The 18021-nt window shown below is 49.9% G+C and carries 14 protein-coding genes; 13 read left to right on the plus strand and 1 reads right to left on the minus strand.

The annotated features are described in order from the left end of the window. Positions 1–5: 5 nt before the first annotated feature. Positions 6–962: an aromatic acid exporter family protein gene (locus ACWXW9_RS01120; protein ID WP_149094966.1), complete on the plus strand. Its 957-nt coding sequence runs from the start codon at positions 6–8 to the stop codon at positions 960–962. A 30-nt stretch (positions 963–992) separates the two neighbouring features. Here the strand turns inward: ACWXW9_RS01120 and ACWXW9_RS01125 are convergent, their stop codons facing one another. Beyond that, positions 993–2303, minus strand: coding sequence for an amino acid permease (locus ACWXW9_RS01125; RefSeq protein ID WP_494927906.1), 1311 nt, complete (start codon positions 2301–2303; stop codon positions 993–995). A 115-nt stretch (positions 2304–2418) separates the two neighbouring features. Here ACWXW9_RS01125 and ACWXW9_RS01130 point away from each other — a divergent pair, with 115 nt between their 5' ends. The 12 genes from ACWXW9_RS01130 to ACWXW9_RS01185 all read left to right on the plus strand — a co-directional run bounded on the left by ACWXW9_RS01130 (position 2419) and on the right by ACWXW9_RS01185 (position 17942). Then, a complete protein-coding gene (locus ACWXW9_RS01130) occupies positions 2419–3315 on the plus strand; it encodes a LysR family transcriptional regulator (RefSeq protein ID WP_483871880.1) in 897 nt (298 codons plus the stop codon). Positions 3316–3441: 126 nt separating this feature from the next. Beyond that, positions 3442–3999: an outer spore coat protein CotE gene (locus ACWXW9_RS01135; RefSeq protein ID WP_014281435.1), complete on the plus strand. Its 558-nt coding sequence runs from the start codon at positions 3442–3444 to the stop codon at positions 3997–3999. Positions 4000–4133: 134 nt separating this feature from the next. Further along, positions 4134–5357 (plus strand): putative amidoligase domain-containing protein, encoded by a 1224-nt coding sequence (locus ACWXW9_RS01140; RefSeq protein WP_494927907.1) that lies wholly within the window; start codon positions 4134–4136, stop codon positions 5355–5357. A 112-nt stretch (positions 5358–5469) separates the two neighbouring features. Beyond that, positions 5470–8214, plus strand: coding sequence for a DNA mismatch repair protein MutS (gene mutS, locus ACWXW9_RS01145; RefSeq protein ID WP_494927908.1), 2745 nt, complete (start codon positions 5470–5472; stop codon positions 8212–8214). 60 nt (positions 8215–8274) lie between these two features. Continuing rightward, positions 8275–10464 (plus strand): DNA mismatch repair endonuclease MutL, encoded by a 2190-nt coding sequence (gene mutL / locus ACWXW9_RS01150; RefSeq protein ID WP_494927909.1) that lies wholly within the window; start codon positions 8275–8277, stop codon positions 10462–10464. 12 nt (positions 10465–10476) lie between these two features. Next, the gene (locus ACWXW9_RS01155; RefSeq protein ID WP_494927910.1) at positions 10477–11328 is read left to right on the plus strand and encodes a class I SAM-dependent methyltransferase; all 852 of its coding nucleotides are present in this window, start codon (positions 10477–10479) and stop codon (positions 11326–11328) included. Continuing rightward, the gene (miaA, locus tag ACWXW9_RS01160) at positions 11312–12292 is read left to right on the plus strand and encodes a tRNA (adenosine(37)-N6)-dimethylallyltransferase MiaA (protein ID WP_494927911.1); all 981 of its coding nucleotides are present in this window, start codon (positions 11312–11314) and stop codon (positions 12290–12292) included. Before ACWXW9_RS01155 ends, miaA begins: the two co-directional genes overlap by 17 nt. 20 nt (positions 12293–12312) lie before the next feature. Next, positions 12313–12558 (plus strand): RNA chaperone Hfq, encoded by a 246-nt coding sequence (gene hfq, locus ACWXW9_RS01165; RefSeq protein ID WP_023989043.1) that lies wholly within the window; start codon positions 12313–12315, stop codon positions 12556–12558. A gap of 188 nt (positions 12559–12746) precedes the next feature. Further along, positions 12747–15392 (plus strand): PBP1A family penicillin-binding protein, encoded by a 2646-nt coding sequence (locus tag ACWXW9_RS01170; protein WP_494927912.1) that lies wholly within the window; start codon positions 12747–12749, stop codon positions 15390–15392. Between the two features lie 166 nt (positions 15393–15558). Then, a complete protein-coding gene (locus ACWXW9_RS01175; protein ID WP_494927913.1) occupies positions 15559–16116 on the plus strand; it encodes a ribonuclease FAU-1 family protein in 558 nt (185 codons plus the stop codon). Next, a complete protein-coding gene (locus tag ACWXW9_RS01180) occupies positions 16113–16808 on the plus strand; it encodes a YdcF family protein (protein WP_494927914.1) in 696 nt (231 codons plus the stop codon). Before ACWXW9_RS01175 ends, ACWXW9_RS01180 begins: the two co-directional genes overlap by 4 nt. Before the next feature lie 150 nt (positions 16809–16958). After that, entirely contained in the window at positions 16959–17942 is a 984-nt protein-coding gene (locus tag ACWXW9_RS01185) for an AAA family ATPase (RefSeq protein WP_025684039.1), read from the plus strand. Positions 17943–18021 lie beyond the last annotated feature (79 nt).

Here is an 18021-nt window from a genome sequence, read left to right on the forward strand (position 1 = left end):
TTTTCATGGGCTTTCGTACGATTAAAACGGCTATTGCCGCATTAATGGCCGTACTCATTGCGGATGGTTTTGGCATTCATGGAGCCACCTCGGCAGGGCTTTTGGCTATTTTGGGGGTGGATGTCACGCGCAAGAGAAGCCTCCGTACCATTTCGGCGAGATTTTTTGCATCCGTCGTGGGGCTTCTTTTTGCTTGTGTTTTGTTTGTTGTATTCGGATTCCATGATTGGGTACTGGCATTATATATTTTAACGGCGTTTCCGGTTATTGTACGGGTTGGCTTTAAGGAAGGAATCGTCACGGGTTCGGTCGTGGTTTTCCGCGTTTTCAGCGGTGGTGTGATTGATATGCAGGTGCTGCTGACCCAACTGTGTCTGCTGGTCATCGGATTAGGGTCCGCGATGGTCGTCAATTTGGCCTACATGCCGCGCTCCGATAACACCATGCAGCAAATCCGGCAGGAGGTAGACCGGACGTTTTCCATTATATTCAGAAATATGGCCAACACACTGCGCAGTCCGGCATACATATGGGATGGCAAGGAAGTTATAGAGGCAAACAGCGTCATAGCCAGAGGGGTGACCGAGGCAGGGCGTTCATTGGAAAATCAGATGCTTCGTCCGCAAGAGGGCTGGAATGTGTACTTTTATATGCGCAGGGAACAGCTGGAATCCATTCAAAATATGATGCAGTTGATCTCACAGATGTACCAGCATATGCCGCAGGCCAAACTTTTGGCCGAGCTATTTGATCAGCTCAGCAATGACGTTCTGGCCGGACATTATACGGGACAGACGGAGAAGTTGCTGGAGCAGGTACGTGAGGAATTCAAAAAAATGGAGCTCCCCTCAACCCGGGAGGAATTCGAAATTCGTTCGGCATTGTTACAGCTTACACATGAATTACATCAGTATTTGAAAATCGCCAAAAAGGACAAGGCCCCCACTCCAGTCAAAGCTTAGAGTCGAGGGCCCAAACTAAAAAGCTACTGTCTAACGATGGACAGTGGCTTTTTCTTGTTCAGTGATGACGGGCGGAGCAGGAAGGGGGCGTTTGTTCCGAATTCGACCTGCGATCCATAAGGCAACGGTGATCAGGCAAGGATAAAGCATGGCCCAGCCGACAAAAGGGAACACCACCGCAGTCGAGATGAACGACACCCAACTGATGGCTACACCCCAGCGATTACCTCGTAGCAGCTTGATACCCGCAGCACACCCGCCCAGATAGGTCAGGATAAAGGTGGCATTGGGGAACTGGATCAGGTTGGTAAGTGAAACAGTACCGCTACCGTAAAGAAACATAATGACGACAAAACAAAGGGAAAGAAACGCGATACCCCCAATTGGCGTATGAAAGCGCCGGGACAAGAGACCCATCCAGCGGAAGGCATGGCCTTGCCGGGATAAAGCATACGCGACGCGTGAAGCAGCACCCACATAAGCAATAATCGTAGCTGTACATATAAAGATGCCTGTCAAGCCGGCTATCACTGCGCCCCACGGACCAATGGCCCGGCTAATCACCCATACGAGCGAAGCGTCCGATCCGCCTGCAAGGTAGCTTTGCGTCCCGACTGTAGCCAGTGCAGTAAGAAAATAAAGCAAGCCGACGATAACGGCTGCAACGGTGACACCCTTAACAGCCGCCCGTTGTGGATTGGTGAATTCCTCCGACAAATGGGAGACAGCCTCCCAACCGATGAAGCACCAGAACAGAATTGCTGCCGCCTGACCAACAGGAAGCCAGCCGTGCGGAGCAAACGGTGTGAAGTGTACCGATTTCATTTGTGGCAGCGCTGCGACAATGGCGAAGATAAGGACAGCAACGATAGCAATGACAACGGCGATCTGAATACGTCCGGCAACCTTCATACCGATCCAGTTAATGATCAGTCCAACCGCCAGCATGGCGGCGGCCAATCCCATCCGGCTTCCCTCTCCCCAGCCCATGGCGGCGGTCATATAGCCAGCTCCGGTGAGTGCGGCAACAGGCGCCCCAATCGGAACTGACATCAGAAAAAACCATCCGATATAAGAGCCTGCACGCGGCGAAAAAGCCAGCGAAACAAAATGCGATACTCCTCCAGCGTTCGGGAATTTGGCGGACAACAGTCCCATGGACAGAGCCATCGGCAAGATGAGCAGGGTCATAAAGCCCCACGCCAATAGGGAGGCCGGACCTGCCATTTCGGCGGCAAGACCGGGCACAATCAATATCCCCGAACCCAGCACCGCCCCGATATATAGCGCAATGGCCTGTGGAAGACCAATGGTAGATTGCAGTTTATGTTCATTTGTCATTCAGGTAAGCCTTCTTTCTCTTGTCATTTCCTTCAGCTTATCAGATAATCAATCTATCGGAAAAACGGAATATAACGATGGCTTACATCGAAAAAAACGATCGAAGGAGCAATTTATGGAATCACGGCATTTGTTTACGTTTTTAAATGTGGTTGAGGCAGGCAGCTTTACCCGGGCGGCGCGTATATTAGACTATGCACAATCAAGTATAACTGCCCAAATTCAGACGCTGGAGACAGAGCTGGGCACACCTCTTTTTGACCGCATAGGTAAGAAAATCATGCTGACAGATGCCGGACGACGCTTGCTGCCTTATGCGCAAGAAATTTCCAAGATGCATGCCCTTGCCAAGGATGCGCTACGTTCGGAAACGGTGCTGACGGGCACGCTGAAAATCGGAGCGCCAGAGTCTCTGGCGGCTTTCCGCCTGCCGAGCCTGATCCGTGAGTACAGGGAACGGTATCCAAAGGTGAAAATCGTGCTTAAACCGGGAGAATGCTGGGAATTGCGCGATATGACCCGCTCAGGTGAGCTGGATTTGGCCTTTTTGCTTCAGCCGGAGACGGAGGATAGAGAACTGCATGTCACTACACTCATTCACGAGCCGATGGCATTGGTCGCGCCACTGGGTCATCCATTAGTTTCCTATAATAATGTGGAGCCTGTTGACTTAAAGGACGAAACCATTTTGCACACAGAGGCGGGCTGCACCTATCGTATCCTTTTTGAGCAATATTTGAATAGACACGGTATTTTTGCAGACCCGAGTCTGGAGTTTTGGAGTATTGAAGCGATCAAGCAATGTGTCATGGCCGGATTGGGCGTTGCGCTGCTTCCGCTGGTTACGGTGCAAAATGAATTGCGTGAAGGGAAGATGGCGCGTTTAAGCTGGGATGACAGCGAACAGCAGGTGGCTACCCAGGTCGCCTATCACACGAAAAAATGGAAATCCCCGGCGCTCAGCGAATTTTTACGGATTGTCGAGCAGCATGTAACACATTGGCGTGCATGAGTTCAAGCCGTTAGAGCATATGCTTATACAAATAATATTTTTTCCTTTTCGCCTATTCACTCAACATTCGCCTACTTCCTGCATACATATGTATGGAATGATTGATTGTATGGAGGAGGTTCAAGAATGGCATTGAGTCATAAAAATCGTAGAGAGATTATTACAAAAGCGATCTGCGGTAAAGGTCGCAAATTCTCTACCGTAACCCATACCGTAACTCCGCCTAATAATCCGACCAGCATTTTGGGGGCGTGGATTATTAACCACCAGTATGAGGCTGTGGCGGCTGGAGACGGCATTGAGGTCGTGGGGACGTATGATATCAATATCTGGTACTCATACGATAAAAACTCGCAGACCGATGTGGCTAAGGAAACGGTGTCGTATGTTGAAAATGTGCCGCTCTCGTATCTTGATCCGAAACACCGGGCGTCTACAGTGGAAGTATCCGCCGAGGCGACACAGGAGCCAAGCTGCGTTGAGGCCAGTGTGTCTTCAGGGGGCGGCAGTGTAATTATCCGGGTCGAGCGGGAATTTGCGGTGGAGCTGGTGGCGGAAACGAAGATTGTTGTAGAAGTATTCCCGAATGGCAGCAGTGACGATTTTGACAAGGACTATGATTTTGGAGCGGAAGAAGGGGACTATGAGGAGCTCGACCCCGACCTCATCGACGACGAGCTCTGACGGAAGTAACCAAAAAGAGGGCCGCTTTACTCTTTGCGTCGGCTGAGACTGCGCAGGGGGCAAAGGCCCTCCTTTTTCTTGTTATAGGGAAGGAAAATTTTCCAGTCGTCCGTAATCTGGTAGGGAGGGGTAAGATGATGCAGCAGGCGGGACAGACGCTTAGACGTTTCAGACAGATGCCGGATGATGAAAAGCAGCGCAGGCTGGAACGTTCCGGCATATCGGTTCGCTGGATTGACGACAACGCAGCAGATTTTGCGGTAGGCTATGCAGTGCAAATCCATCAACTGCGAATGCTGGAAATTCGAAGACGCACGATTGAAGGACACTCCAAAGTCCGCGCTTATGATCCGACTGCGCTGGATAGCAGCTCTCAACTGTCCATCAGAATGGAGCGATTGGCTGTACGTACTTTATACACACTCGGCCTCGACAGCGGTGAAGTGGCGCTGACACTGCTGGGCGAGCGCAGTTGTCAGGTACGTGAAGTCGTGGCGCAGCCATGGCTAAATGATAGACGCCTAGACACGCTATATGAAGCCGCAGCTCGTGAAGAACAAGACCCTCCAGCAGCACAAGGGGATAAGCAGCTGCTAATCGGGATGGACCCTGAATTTGTGCTGGTCCGCATGCCAGAAGGACGGGTCGTACCGGCTTCACGATATTTGGGCCGCCTTGGCGTGGCAGGATGCGATGCGGTTACGCGCCGGGGGCGGACGTTGTACCCGGTCGCTGAGCTTCGACCCACGCCAAGTGGCGATCCTGCCCTTTTGCTGACACATTTACGCCATGCCTTTGCGGTGGCAGCCCGGCGCATTGCCGACCATACGCTGATTTGGCAAGCGGGCGGGATGCCGCAGTCGGGTTTTCCGCTGGGAGGGCATCTGCATTTTAGCGGAATTCCGCTGAACGGGGCACTGTTGCGTGCGCTGGACAATTATTTAGCGCTGCCTTTGGCGTTGTTAGAAGATAAACGAGCAGCTCGGCGCAGACCGCATTACGGCAATTTGGGCGATTTTCGCCGCCAGCCGTACGGGGGTTTTGAATACCGTACGCTACCCAGCTTTCTCGTTTCGCCACAGCTCGCAAAAGGTGTAATTGGAATGGCGTTTCTTATTGCGTCTCAATATCCGCGTTTGCAGCGTAGGCCACTGGGTGAGGAGGAGGCTCACCGAGCCTTTTATGAAGGAAACCATATTTTACTTAAGGAGTATATGGAGCCTCTTATTCCGGATATCGTTTCACTGGAGGTATATCCGCAATATGAAGCTTATATCGGGCCTTTGCTGGATAGCCTCAGCAAGGGCAAGCAGTGGGATGAATCGCGGGATCTGCGTCCATTTTGGAAACTTTCGTAAAATTCAGCTGGAGGCGACCGGATGCTTTCATGTTATCGACTTTCATTTTTGCTATAATGAGAGGTAATGTAAGTTAAAAAAACGGAACAATGCGTGGGGGTTAGTAAAAGGTATGGCCAAATATACACCGATGATTGAGCAATATTTATCGATAAAAGATCAGGCGCAGGATGCGTTTTTGTTTTTCCGCCTGGGGGATTTTTACGAGATGTTTTTTGATGATGCGATTCTTGCATCCAAAGAGCTGGAGATTACACTTACCGGGCGTGAGGGTGGCGGCACGGAAAAAATTCCGATGTGCGGCGTGCCTTATCATTCGGCGGAAAATTACATACAGCGCCTTATAGAAAAGGGCTATAAAGTTGCCATTTGCGAACAGATGGAGGATGCCTCGGCTACGAAGGGGATGGTACGGCGAGATATTGTCCGTGTCGTCACTCCGGGTACGGTAATGGAAGGCAAGGTGCTGGGTGACAAATCCAACAACTACATGGTATGTGTCACCGAGACGGACGGGATGCTGGCACTGGCGGCTTGCGATTTGTCCACAGGTGAGCTGTATGTGACCTCTGTACCGGATTCGAAGGAATGGCTATTGGATGAAATTAATATTTATGAGCCATCAGAAATGCTGGGGGATGGCCATCTGCTCGATTTTGTGACCTCCCGAATGTCACCCGTTGGGCGTCGTGTTGTATACACAGCCTGGGACAAGTCTAAGGATGATCTTGTGCGTGGTCAATTTGGTGAAGCAACGTGGGCCAGACTCAACGAGGAACGTAGGCATTGTGTATCGCGTTTGATTGCTTATTTGAATGAAACGCAAAAAAGATCATTAGGCCAATTGACACAGATTTCTGCTTATGAGCCGAACCATTTTATGATTCTTGATCCATTTACCCGCCGTAATCTGGAACTGGTGGAGACGGTTCGTGAGCGCTCCAAGAAGGGCTCGTTGCTGTGGCTGCTGGATCGGACTGAGACGTCGATGGGAGCGCGGTTGCTGCGACGCTGGATCGACAAGCCGCTGCTTAGCAGTAATCTGATCGAGGAACGGCTTGAAGCGGTAGACAAGCTGTACCATCAGTTTATTTTTCGGGAGGATGTGCGTGCACAGCTCAAGGAAATTTACGATCTGGAGCGCTTGGTTGGGCGAATTGCCTTTGGCAGCGCCAATGCACGCGACCTGATTGCACTCAAGCTGTCATTGACCCGGATTCCGGCTTTGCGTGAGTTATGCGCAGAATCGGAATCGGAGACACTGCGCCGAATTGCCCAAACGCTGGATAGCTGTACAGACTTGTGCGCGTTGATTGAGGAAGCCGTGACGAACGAGCCGCCTATTTCCGTAAGGGACGGGGGTCTCATTAAGGAAGGCTACCATCAGCGTCTGGACGAACTGCGGGAAGCAAGTGTGAACGGCAAGCGCTGGATCGCCGAGCTGGAGGCCAAGGAACGTGTAGCGACTGGTATCCGGTCGCTCAAAATTGGATACAACAAAGTATTTGGCTATTATATCGAGGTAACCAAATCCAATCTGGCTTCATTGCCAGAAGGACGATATGAACGCAAGCAAACGCTGGCGAATGCAGAACGTTATATTACACCGGAGCTGAAGGAAAAGGAATCTCTGATTTTGGAAGCCGAGGATAAGATGGTGGACCTGGAGTACTCTCTCTTCTCCGAGCTTCGCAGTAAACTAAATACTGAAATTCCACGTCTGCAAAAGCTGGCAGAGCGGGTGGCTGAAATTGATGTGTACCAGTCACTGGCATCGGTCAGCGCAGAGCGTGGCTTCGTGAAGCCTGAACTGACCAAGGGATATGATTTCGTGGTGGAGCAGGGGCGGCATCCCGTTGTGGAAGCCGTGATGAAGGATGGCAGCTTTATCGCTAATGGTACGGCACTGGAAGAAAAAGATGCGCATATTTTGCTGATCACCGGTCCGAATATGGCTGGGAAAAGCACGTATATGCGTCAGGTCGCGCTTATCGCAATCATGGCGCAGATCGGTTGCTTCGTTCCGGCTGCACATGCCAAAGTGCCGATGCTGGATCGCATTTTTACGCGCATTGGTGCAGCGGATGATCTGATCGGTGGACAGAGTACGTTCATGGTGGAAATGGCTGATATTCAGGTCATGACAGACAAGGCGACTCCGCGAAGCCTCATCATTATTGACGAGTTGGGACGCGGTACGTCCACCAGTGAAGGGATGGCGATTGCGCAGGCGGTCATCGAGTTTGTGCATGATACGATCGGCTGTAAGGCGCTGGTGTCTACGCATTTTCATGAGCTGGCTCATTTGGAGCAAAGCCTGTCCTCGCTGCGGAATTACTCTATGGCAGTACAGGAAAGCGGCGACAAGGTGAATTTCCTGCGCAAGCTCATACCGGGTGCGGCCAGTAGCAGTTACGGTATTTATTGTGCCCGCCTTGCAGGTTTGCCGGATAATATCATTGAACGCGCGAACGGGCTGTTGCACGGCTTTGAGCACGCAGCTGCCCAAGTAACGGCAGGCACCGAGGTTGTTGCAGCAGCGAGGGAAAACGTTGTAAGAGAAGCTGCATTGCAGGCTCCATTTGTGTCACAGCAAGCCACCGTTGTAAAAGAAGACACTCAGCAGGCTGTGGAAGACTCCAGTGTGCTGAACCATACGGCTACCGGAGTCGTACAGTTGTCCATTTTCGGAGAGCAAGAGCTTGCTCCTGCCAAGCCGCAGCCAGAGACGGCCGAGGTTAATCCGATTGTGCGCCAGATTTTACGCAAGGTGAAAAACGCCGATGTCATGAACATGACACCTTTGCAGGCGATGCAGTTGTTAAATGAACTGAAAAACAAGGCTAACGGCCTTTAGTTCACGATATGATATTTCTAGTTTTTCATCACACTTTGAGGTCAGGGGGAGGTTAAAAGGATGTCTAAAATTCGGGTACTGGATGAGCATATTGCCAACCAGATTGCTGCCGGTGAGGTTGTGGAACGTCCAGCCTCCGTCGTGAAGGAACTGGTGGAAAATGCGATTGATGCGGGCGGTACGCGCGTAGATGTATGGGTGGAAGAAGGCGGGCTGCAAAGCATCCGGGTGACGGATAATGGCAGTGGCATTGAGCCTGAAGATGTGGAAACGGCGTTCTATCGGCATGCGACAAGCAAAATCGGACATGGACGCGATCTGTTCCAGATCACGAGCCTGGGCTTCCGTGGAGAAGCGCTGCCGAGTATTGCGGCTGTATCGAAAGTGGAGCTGCTCACAGCAGCCGCAGATGACGGACGTGCCCGCAAATTGATTATTGAGGGCGGCAAGCTGGTACTGCACGAGGATGCAGCCGCCCGGCAAGGGACGGATTTTACCGTCCGGGAGCTGTTTTATAATACACCTGCAAGACTGAAATATATGAAAACGATCCAGACGGAGCTGGGGCACATTTCGGATGTGCTTTACCGAATGGCGCTTTCGCACCCGGAAGTTGCCTTCACTTTACGACATAACGGGAATACACTGCTTCAAACGCTGGGTAATGGTGATTTGCTTCAGGTGATTGCTGCTGTTTACGGAACTTCTGCGGCCAAATCCATGCTGCTGCTGGAAGGAGAAAGTCTCGATTATCGTATTAGCGGCTACGTCAGCCGCCCGGAGTGGACCAGATCGAATCGAAACGCCATCTCGACGGTTGTGAATGGACGCTTTGTGCGCAGCTATGGACTGAATCAGGCGTTGCTTAAGGCGTATCATACGCTGCTGCCGATCAATCGTTTTCCGCTGGCTGTGATCCAGTTGGAGATGCATCCTTCACTGGTGGATGTTAACGTTCATCCCGCCAAGCTGGAGGTGCGTTTCAGCAAAGAAGCAGAGCTGTTTCAGTTGATTGAGGATTCGGTAAAAGCTGTTCTAGGACAGCAGGTGCTGATTCCGAAGGCAGTCAAGCGCGAAATCGGCGGCAAGGATAGCGGCTCGTTTGTGCAGGAGCAGTTTCATTTCTCGAAGGGAAACGGTATGGAAGGAAATTCTTCTGCTGGCGAGAGCCGAGTGGAGGCGCAGCCGCTTACCGGAGCTTACCCAGAGGGCCGTGACCCTCGCCAATCTATTCGGTTGGATGGAAATGAGGAGAACCGTGGGCATGGGGCGGATCGTGAGCAACGTCAAGATAGGGAGAGGCTCCCTGTCATTGGTTGGGTGAACCCGCCTTCTGGGCAACGTGTCAGTGACGAAGAGCTAGATGCAGATTTTGTGGATGGAAACGATGGAAATGGCGTTAGAGGGAGCGCTCCATTGCCTGATGGTGCTGCCGGGCAGACGCCCGATACTCAAGAAATACAAGGAAGTAGAGCCGGATCGGGCTCATCTTCCTTGTATAGCGGCGGAGTACAGGAAGCGGCTGCTTCTGTGGCTTATCGGTCTTCTGCTTCACCGGGTGCAGGAAACGCTGTGGATTCCCGCTATTTCACGGATCAGAAGCCACGTCAGTCACGACTGAATGCAGAGCAGTTGGCGGTGGTATCGGGTGAGGCTCCCGAACTGCCCGCTTTTCCTGAGCTAAATTTAATCGGTCAGCACCATGGAACCTATTTGATTGCGCAGAACGATCAGGGGCTGTATTTAATTGACCAGCATGCTGCGCATGAACGGGTTAACTACGAATTTTATTATGAGAAATTTGGAAATCCCGAGGCCGTATCGCAGGAGCTACTGCTGCCGATTACATTAGAGTTTACGCCTTCAGAGACGGAAAAGCTGAAAACAAGGCTACACTGGTTTGAGCAGGCGGGAGTGTATTTGGAGCATTTTGGTGGTCAAACCTTCCGGGTTAGCTCTTATCCTTACTGGCTTCCTCAAGGGGAAGAAGCGGATGTTATTGAGGAGATGGCAGGATGGGTACTGGATGAAAAAGCAATTGATCTTGCTAAGCTACGGGAGGCAGCCTCGATCATGTGCTCCTGTCGGGCTTCGATTAAAGCGAACCAGAAGCTGACTGACCGACAGGCTGTCGTATTACTGGAGCGTTTGGCGGCGTGCAGACAGCCGTACACCTGCCCGCATGGGCGACCTATCGTTGTATCCTTTTCCACATATGATTTGGAGAAGCTGTTTAAAAGAGTAATGTAAGGGAGTTTATATATGTTGCAGGATCGGGAAAACCATGAAGAAGAAAGGCAGACAAGGCTTCGGAAGGAACAAGCCGATTTACTGGTGACGACGGGGGATTCTCCCTCGGCTGAGGTTGTGCAGCGGGCGGAAATGCTTGCAGCCGAGCTGGGGGTGCTATATGCCCCCCGTCGTGGTATATCGGTAGCAAGGCTGACTGCTGCTCATAAAGTTCGTCAGGCGCTGGTGCTAGTGCAAGGCGGGGTGAGGCTGATTAGTCCGGAACAACCACCGATGACTTTTCACCCAAGTATGGGCTTCATCCGCGCCAAGCGGGTGTTGAAAGGGGAGCCTGATCCGATGTTGACCGCCGCTCGGCTCGTTCCGGGGGACACCGTGCTGGATTGCACCGCAGGACTCGGAACGGATTCCCTCCTGTTTGCAATTGGAACAGGAAGCTCTGGACAAGTAATTGCGGTGGAAAGTTCTTTTCCTGTCTATGCTTTAATCAAGGATGGAATGAGGCATTACCGTTCCGGTAACGCAGCGGTAGATGCGGCATTTTCCGGCATTGATGTTCGTTTTGGTCATCATTTGGACTATTTGCGGAGCTTGTCGGATCGCAGTGTGGATATTATCTATTTTGACCCGATGTTTCGTGATCCGTTGCTCGATTCCAGTGCCATCGGTCCATTGAGAGGGTTGGCTAACCCGGATGCGCTGGATGAGGAAAGTATTGCTCAGGCAAAACGGATTGCAAGGAAAACAATTGTATTGAAGGAAAAACGGGGCAGCGGGGAATTTGCCCGCCTCGGCTTCCGTGTGGAGCAACGGGGCACAACGAAAACAGTGTACGGAGTGATTGATATTGACAGCGGCATCTAAGCCTAAACTACTTGTTCTTGTTGGCCCGACAGCGGTCGGCAAGACAAAATTAAGCATCGAGATGGCACGGCAATTTGACGGGGAAATTATTTCCGGAGATTCCATGCAGGTGTATCGTCATATGGATATTGGAACTGCCAAAATTTCCGAACAGGAAATGGAAGGAATTAAGCACCATTTGATTGATATTCATGAGCCGGAATACCCATATTCGGTAGCTGCATTTCAGGAAGATTGCCGTCGCCTTATACCGGATATTCATGCCAGAGGAAAACTACCGTTTATCGTAGGTGGGACTGGTTTGTATGTGGAGTCTGTCTGCTATGAATACCAGTTTTCTGAGGTTGGAGCTGATGAAGCTTTTCGTCAGGAACAGCTTGATTATGCCGAGCAATTTGGAGCCGAGGCGCTTCATGCGCGACTACAGGCGGTTGATCCCGAAAGTGCACGTCGTCTGCATCCCAATGATCGTCGCCGAGTCGTTCGAGCATTGGAAATTTATCATGTTAGCGGAACGACTCTTAGCTCACAATTGGCCAATCAAAAAAAGGAATCTCCTTATCAGCTATGCATCGTAGGTTTGACAATGGATAGGCAAATGCTATATAAACGTATTGAAGACCGAATTGACGGGATGCTCGATCAAGGGCTTGTTGCTGAGGTAACCTCCTTAATGGAACGGGGAGTGCGAAGCGATGCCATCTCCATGCAAGGTCTAGGCTATAAAGAGATATCCTCCTACCTGCGAGGAGAGGTGTCTTTGGAAGAGGCGGTGACTTGGCTAAAACGGGATACGCGTCATTTTGCGAAGCGACAGCTCTCGTGGTTTCGCCATATGAAGGATATCCAGTGGGTAGATGTCACCGATTTCGGAAATTTTTCTGCTCATGCAGCCCGAATACACGAAATTATAGCAGGAAAGTTCCGGACAGACCTTGAATATACTTCAAAACAATCCAAATGATTATTGGGGGTACGGCTAAAATGAACAAGTCCATTAATATCCAAGATACGTTTCTGAATCAATTGCGCAAGGATTCTATACCGGTAACGGTGTACCTGATCAATGGATTTCAGGTGCGGGGAACGATTAAAGCATTTGACAACTTCACAATTGTTATCGACTCGGATGGAAAGCAACAGTTGATCTACAAGCATGCTATTTCCACTTTTACACCGCAGCGCAATGTGTCGCTTGTGCAGCAACAGGATAACGCAAGCGATAACTGATTACGGCCTGACGGTCGCCCGGGTTGATGAAACTTTTCAAGCGTCCGTCTCGTCTAACCGTATAGGAATGTGACCGGGAGCAACCTGAACAGGGTTGTTCTTTTCATTCCGTTTGCTTTCATGATGCCGACAGCAAGCTATATATACTTTCGGCAACATATGATTATTCGCGAAAGGGAGTCAGGGGAATGCCAAACGATTCATTGTCCAGATCCGGCAATCGCAATAGAAACACACCTAAAGAGAAGCCGAAGGGCAAGAAAAAGAAAATTACAGGTAAGCAAATTGGATGGACACTGTTTATTACGGCGGCGTTAGCCATATTTTGCGCGCTTGGTGGATATTTGTTTGTCATGGTTAATGGTGAAAAAATCTATAAGGCCAATCAAGACAAAATTACAGTGAATGAGACATCGAAGGTTTACGATCGTAACGGTGTGCTCATGGGCGAGCTATCCGTACAAAAAAGTGATCCTGTCACAAGTAAAGAAATACCAGACCTGCTGAAAAAGGCCTTTGTGGCAACTGAGGATAAACGGTTTTATGAGCATCAGGGTGTCGATATTTGGTCCATTGGCCGGGCGGCTGTTAAGGACATCGTAGCCCGTTCGGCAGTTGAGGGCGGCAGTACGCTGACCCAGCAGTTGGCGAAAAACCTGTTTTTGACGCGTGACAAGACCTTTTTCCGTAAAGCGACCGAAGTATCCATTGCGATGGCCCTGGAGCGGAATTTGAATAAAGAACAAATTATTACGCTTTATCTGAACCGTATTTGGTTTGGTCGCTCTTACTCTGGTATCAAGGCGGCGTCGGAAGGTTATTTTGGAGTGTCAGACTTAAATGAATTAAAGTTATGGCAGATCGCTACATTGGCAGCTATTCCAAAAGGGCCTTCCAAATATAATCCAATTAGTAATCCGGAAAACTCAAAGGAACGACGTGCAGTGGTTCTCCAGTTGATGTTCGAGCAGGGAATGATCGGCAAGCAGGAAATGGAAGAAGCCAAGGCTGTAGATTATAATTATAAGCAGCCGGAAAAAGTTCAAAAGTATCAGAATTTTATGGAATATGTGATGAATGAGGCGGAGGAAGCCCTGCCAGAAGTCAGCGGAGACGACTTGATCGTTGGCGGATATAAAATTCATACGACGATGGATGCTCAGGCCCAAAATGCGCTGGATCAGGCGATGGCGGATGATAGTATGTTCGAAAAAAGTCCGGACGATCAGCCTGTTCAGGGTTCCATGGTCATCATCAACAACCAGACGGGCGGAATTGCCGCGATGGCACCCGGACGGGATTACAAAAAGGGAACCTTTAACCGTGCAACACAAAGCCGTAGACAGCCAGGCTCGGCCTTTAAACCTATTGCGGCGTATGCGCCGGCTCTCGAATCTGGCAAATTTACAATGGATACACCATTGAGTAATGAGCGACAGAGTTTTAACGGGTACAGCCCGAAAAACTTGCACGGTTACTCTTCGACCATCAGTATGACTGATGCGATTACCAAGTCTGAAAATATCCCGCCAGTATGGCTGCTGAACCAAATTGGTGTGGAAAAAGGAGTTCAATTCGCAGAGAGCGTAGGAATTCCGATGGACAAAAATGATCACTCGCTCGCTATCGCTTTGGGTGGATTAAGCAAAGGAACAAATACCCTTGAAATGGCACAGGCGTACAGTTCTTTTGCCAATAACGGACAGTTCCAAAAGGCTTATTCCATCAAGCAAATTAATGATAGTGATGACAAAACGGTTTACACTCACAAAGAAGAATTTAAAACCGTAATGAGCGAGAAAACAGCTTATGAAATGACGCAGATGATGCAAAATGTCGTCAATAGCGGTACTGGTCGTAAAGCCCGTATTGATTGGCCTGTAGCCGGTAAAACGGGTACCACCCAGAGTGGAATTAGCGGTAACAGTGGCAACCGTGATATCTGGTTTGTTGGTTATACGCCGGAATATACTGGTGCGGTATGGATGGGCTATGATAAGCCGGACAGCAAGCATATGCTGAGAAACTACAGTGGGCAGTCGGCAGCCTTTTTCGGAAGGGTCATGGGTGAAGCCCTCAAGGGGCACCCGGTTACGCAATTCAGCCAGCCGAAGGGATATGAACCACCAGTTGAGCAGAAGCCAGATGAGCCGGTTCAGGCTACCGCTCCAAGCGGACTGAGCGGGTCTTATAGTCAGGACACCCAAATTGTATCGCTGTCCTGGAATGCCGCGGCGGGAGATAATGTGCAATACCGTGTGTATCGCAAAGAGGCTTCCGAAGCTGGCTTTACGGCGATTATGGAGGCGATGAAAGGCACGAGTGGTGAAGATACGTCTCCATTAGCCGGAGCCAAGTATGATTATTATGTAACGGCTTATGGAGCGGATGGTAAGGAATCTGGTCCATCGAATACAATCCGAGTGGAAATTCCGGCAGAAACCACTCCGGTGGATCCTCAGCAGGGAACCGATCCGAATCAGAATGGAACATTACCGGATAACAGCGGGACTACAGATGGTCAGAACGGCACCGATCAGGGGAATACATTCCCTGGAGGTAACGATAATAGCACCAGCCCGGGACAGGTTCCGACGACTCCTGGAGACACTAGCGGTACAGGCAATAATACTGGCAGCTCTGGCACCGGAAGTGACCCGAATCAGGGGAATGGCCAGACAACAACACCGGATGCAGGTACCTTCAATAGTGATACAACGGTGAATCCGGATAACACGGATTCACCTACCACAGGAACCACAACGGATGGAAGTCAGGAAACCAATTCCAACGGTCAGCCGAACTCCAATCGTGGACATCGCAATCGAAATTAGAAGGCATATGTTGTACGCAAGTTGAATTTGTCTCAAACCAAAGGTATTTTCGGACCATTTCATGGTCTGAGAATACCTTTTTTGCTGTGATGAAGAGTGTTATTTTTGAGTGTACAGTTTAAATATGGTAAGCTGGTTTTACCAATGTTGGAGAGGAACATCATTTATGAAGCGCAAATTCGGAGACCGGGCCAACTGGCGCAGAATAACGAACCGCAAGTTTGCTTGCCGGTATGTGGAAAGTGACGTGTTTACAGGATATGTGACCTTGTATACCATTTTGAGTCTCAAGGAGCCGTTATGGAAAAGCTACGGCGGTCATACGTTTTGCATAGCGGATAAAGCTTATTCCTGGTTGCAATATTATCCGAAGGGTGAGCATTATGTTGTGACTGCTATGTTCGACAATCGGGAGCAGATTGTGGAATGGTATATTGATACCTGCCGTAATCAGGGTGTGACCGATCAGGGAGTTCCCTGGTTTGACGATTTGTATTTGGATGTGGTGGTACTTAAAAATGGCGAAATCTTTTTGGTGGACGAGGATGAGCTGGAGGATGCGTTACAGCGCGGGCATATCTCGGCACAGGAGGCAGAATTGGCTAATCGTACGGCTGCTGACGTTTTACGACGAATAGATGCCCATACATTCCCCTATTTTAAAATGTCGCTGAAACACCGGGAAGAATGGTTTCACAATGGTGATTTTAAGAGGGATCGGTGAAGGTTTTGCAGTGGATGAGAAGCACTGGGCGAAAAGAATCTGAATTAAAAAGCAGGCTGAACCGCCCGAAGAAAAAGTTTACAGTAGCCAAACGCCTTATGATTTGTCTGCTGGTCATCTTTATCATCGGTTTGGTATGGGTGGGTATTCGATTTTGGAATATGAATAACGCAGCCTCTACCACTCCGCTTCAGCAGGCGCAGGTAGGTATTGTACTTGGGGCGTCCATGTGGGGAGCAGAGCCAAGTCCGGGGCTGAAGGAGAGGTTGAACGAAGCCTTGCATCTATACCGCAACGGGACAGTGAAGCATCTGATTGTAAGCGGAGGATTGGACAAACCAACTTACCCGTATACGGAAGCTGAGGGGATGCAACGCTATTTGGTCGACAGAGGTATTCCGGCGCAGCATATTGTGTTGGAAAACCATGCGACCAGCACCTATGAAAACCTGTTATATAGCCAGCGTATCATGAAGAAGTATGGTTGGACCTCAACCGTGATTATTACACATAGCTATCATGGTCCACGGGCGCTGGAGATTGCCCGATTTTTGAATTTGGATCATCCCCAGATGGCTCTGGCGGAATCCAAAGTGCTGAATATGCCGCTTCACCAGTCAAGAGAGGTGCTGGCTTACACCAAATGGACGCTGCAACGGTGGTGGCTTGGTGCCCAAACCTGGATGTCCTGAAATGTGCATCGTTTTTCCATAAAGGTCTCATCTCCATATACAAAATGCTTCTGCGTAAGCTTTCGTCGCTTTTGTGCTAATAAGGACATGCCGGGCCGAATACATTAGTAGGGTAAGCTGTGCCTGAAGAAATGTTGAGGTGATGGATGCATGAACGGACGGGGAATCGCCGCGGGCAAGCGGACGGAGGAGAGACCTTCCAGGCAAATCAATGTCGTGCTGCGTAGCCCGGAGCCGATAGCTTCGGTAAATGTTGACGAGACGGATGCAGCAACTTCGACCAAGTCGCAGGCATTACCGCAGTATCTTAGTCTCTATCAGGAAATTCAGAAGGAACTCGATCATCTCGTCGGTCTGGATAACATCAAAGAACTGGTATTTGAAGTATATGCATTTTTGCAAATTGCCCATATGCGTACTGATGCGGGACTGTTGAGTAATGCGCACGTATACCACATGATTTTCAAAGGGAACCCGGGTACGGGTAAAACAACGGTAGCCCGCATTATCGCTAAAATGCTGCAAAAAATGGGGGTACTGAGCAAAGGCCATCTGATTGAGGTGGAAAGGGCTGATTTGGTAGGCGAGTATATTGGGCATACAGCGCAAAAAACGCGGGATCTGGTCAAGAAGTCTCTGGGTGGAGTGCTGTTTATTGATGAGGCATACAGTTTGGCGCGGGGAGGAGAAAAGGATTTTGGAAAGGAAGCTATTGATACCTTAGTAAAATCCATGGAGGATCAGAAAAATCAATTTATTTTGATCCTTGCCGGATACTCGGGTGAGATGGACTTCTTTTTGCGTACAAATCCAGGCTTGCCTTCCCGTTTTCCCATCCAGCTTGATTTTCCAGACTATACCGTGGATCAGCTTATCCAAATTTCCGAAATGATGGCCAAAGAACGGGATTATATTCTCATGCCCCAGTCCATACTCAAAATGAAAGAGCATCTGTTGAATGAACGCAACGACAGTCTTCATGCTTTCAGCAATGCGCGTTATGTCCGCAATGTGATCGAAAAAGCGATTCGGCATCAGGCTGTACGGTTGCTCAATCAATACAGGAGCGGGCAGCCGGGAAAGCAGGAACTGATGACGCTGCGTCCTGAGGATTTGAAAATGGACAAAAGATAGGCGATAATAGAAATCTGAATCACATCAAATTGTATAACATCAAACGGGGGCCGGCCTGAATATCAGGTCGGTCTCTGTG

The sequence above is a fragment of the Paenibacillus sp. LT-B23 genome (assembly GCF_059417685.1).